This window comes from Janthinobacterium sp. BHSEK (assembly GCF_056174685.1).
This window is the reverse complement of sequence record NZ_JBWBYV010000106.1, coordinates 1-2,897: the sequence shown is the minus strand read 5'-3', so window position 1 is coordinate 2,897 and position 2,897 is coordinate 1. Positions and strand designations below refer to the sequence as shown.

Annotated in this window: 1 protein-coding gene; it reads right to left on the bottom strand. The window is 64.6% G+C overall.

Annotated features, from left to right (window positions below; all coding sequences use genetic code 11):
* A partial coding sequence (locus AC0V2Y_RS26550; protein WP_475418397.1) for a non-ribosomal peptide synthetase occupies nt 1-2,875 on the bottom strand: 2,875 nt, incomplete at its 3' end.
* Between the last annotated feature and the right edge of the window lie 22 nt (nt 2,876-2,897).

Genomic DNA, 2,897 nt, shown 5'->3' with positions numbered 1-2,897 from the left:
CGCTTAGGGCATCAATTTCCTGATCCAGCCCGCCGAGGTCGTTTGCGCTATAAAGGTCCAGTTGCGCGGACACGACCAGTGCTGCGAGGTCGGCCACTACGGGCTGGTCGAATAAACGCCCGATGGAAATGTCCACGTCGTAGATATCGCGCAGGCGTACCGCAAGCTGCACGCCGAGCAGGGAATGGCCACCCAGCTCGAAGAAATGATCGAGGCGGCCGACGCGCTCAACACCGAGCAATTCCTGCCAGAGGCGTGCCAGCGTGGTTTCCACCTCGCCGATCGGGACTTCATATTCGCGGCGGGCAATCGCCGCCTGGTCGGGTACGGGCAACGCTTGGCGATCGAGTTTGCCGTTGGGCGTCTGGGGCAGCGCCGTGAGCAGGACAAAGGCACTCGGCACCATGAATTCAGCCAGATCGTCAGCCAGTGCGCGGCGCAGGCTGGCCGCGCTGACGTCCGCGCCCGACTCGGGCACTACATAGGCCACCAGACGTTTTTCCTGGCCGTCATCCCCGCGCGCCACGACCACGGCCTCGCGCACGCCGGGAAAGAGCGCCAGCCGGCTCTCTATCTCGCCCAGCTCGACGCGGAAGCCGCGGATCTTGACCTGGAAATCATCGCGCCCCAGATAGTCGATCGTGCCGTCCGGCAGCCAGCGGCCAAGGTCGCCCGTCTTGTACAGGCGCGCGCCTTCGCGGTCGCTGAACGGATCGGCGACGAAGCGTTCGGCGGTCAGTTCCGGGCGATGCAGATAGCCACGGCCGACGCCGTCGCCGCCGATGTAGATATCGCCCGTCACGCCGAGCGGCAATAGATTGCGCCTGGCGTCGAGGACATAGATCTGCGTGTTGGCGACCGGGCGGCCGATCGGCAGGCTGGCGCGGCGTTCGCGCGGGTCCCAGGTAAAGAACGACACCACGTCTGACGCCTCAGTCGGACCGTAGGTGTTATGGACCAGCGGCGGCGACGGCAGGCACGCCAGCTTCTCGTGCAGCAGTTGGCACTGGATGGGTTCACCGCCGAGGAATACCTGGCGCAGCGGCCCCGCCTGGTCCGGCGAAAAGTAAGGCAGCAGCGGATAGAAGGCGCTGGGCGCGCAATTGACATAGGTGATGCCCTGTTCGCGAATGGTGTTCCATATCTGTTCCGGTGCGTAGGCGCCGGATGACAAATGCAGCTGCCCTCCCACCAGCAGGACGGCGAAGATGTTTTTCTGAGTAAGATCGAAACCGATGGACGACAGCAGCAGCACCTTGTCGTCGGCGCCGATACCGAATTGGGCGATGTACCAGCTCACCAGATTGGTGAACCCGCCCTGATGCACCAGCGTGCCTTTCGGGCGCCCGGTCGAACCGGAGGTGTAGATGGCATAGATCAGATGGTCCGGGCCGGAGTGCAGCCCAAGATCATGATCGTCGTAGCCGGCCAGGTGATCACCTACCTCGTCGAGGCAGAGCAGCGCCACGCCGTCGGCGCCGATGCTGTCGCGCAGATGGCTTTGCGTCAGCAGCACGACGGGATTGGCATCGGCGGCCATGTAGGCCAGGCGGTCCCGCGGATAGGCCGGATCGAACGGCACGAAGGCGGCGCCGGCCTTGAGTGCGGCGAAAATCGCGATCACCAGTTCGGCCGAGCGTTCCATGCAAACGCCCACCAGCACGTCCGGACCGGCGCCGAGCTGGCGTAGATGACGCGCCAGGCGGTTGGCTCGGCCATTGAGCTGCGCATAAGTCAGCGGCTTGCCATCGGCGATCACGGCGACAGCGTCCGGCGTGCGCGCCACCTGCGCTTCGAACAGCTGATGCACCGGCAGATCACGCGGATACGCCACCCGCGTGGCGTTGAATTCCACCAGCAGACGGTGCGCCTCGGCGTCGTCCAGGAAGTGCTCGGCGTCGTGCACGGCGTCCGGGTCGGCCGCCATCGACTCCAGCACGGCCAGGTAGTAGCCGAGGATGCGCTCGGCCTGCGCTCCGCCCAGCTTGCCCGGCTTCATTTCACACTCGATGCCGGTGCTGGCGTTGTAGGCGAAATTGGCGACCAGATCGAAGCCGGTCGCCTCGAACGCTTGCTTGTAACCGGCTTGCTGCAGGCCGGCCTTCAGATCATCGTACACATGGAAATTGATGAAGTTGAAGACAATTTCGTAGTAAGGCGTGCGGCCGTTGTCCACCTGCAGCTGGACGTAGGGATAGTCGCGGTGCTCCAGCACCGACAGCTCGTTGGCGTACGTGGCTTTGATCAGCTCTTTCCAGCTGGAGCGCTCCAGCTTCTGGCGCAGCGGCAGCGTGTTCAGGAACAGGCCCAGCACCTTCTCCCCGTCTTGCTCCTCCGGACGCACGTTGCTCACCAGCCCTGTCGTGACGTCGTCTTTGCCAGCCAGCATGGACACCACCCGCAGGTGGGCGCTCAGCAGTACCGTGCGCATCGGCACGGCCAGCGTCGCCGCCAGCGCTTGCAGCTTGCCGCAGACGGCGTCGCTGACCTTCGCGGCGCGGTTGCGGTCCATGCTCGTCGCGTCCTGCGCTTGCTCGGCCGGCGGCAGCGTCGAGTACACGTGGCCGTCCAGATAGTGCTTCCAGAACGCGCCTTGCCGCTCCGACCGCAGTGCCTGTTTTTCGCGCAGCGCTGCCATCTTCGGCGTCACGCGCAACGATGGCAGCGCAATGTCCTTGCCTTCGAGCGCAGCGAAGTAGGCATTGAACAGCTCGGTCTGGAACGAGGCCACGCTCCAGCCATCGAGAATCGCATGGTGGAAGCTGAAGGTGTACTGTATCGCCTTGGCGCCGCGCAGGTGCACGAAGATGCGCAGCAGCGGAGCGCTGGCCAGATCGAAAGCGGACTTGCGTTCGGCGTCGATGAATCCGGCCACGATCTGATCCTGCTCAGCCGTG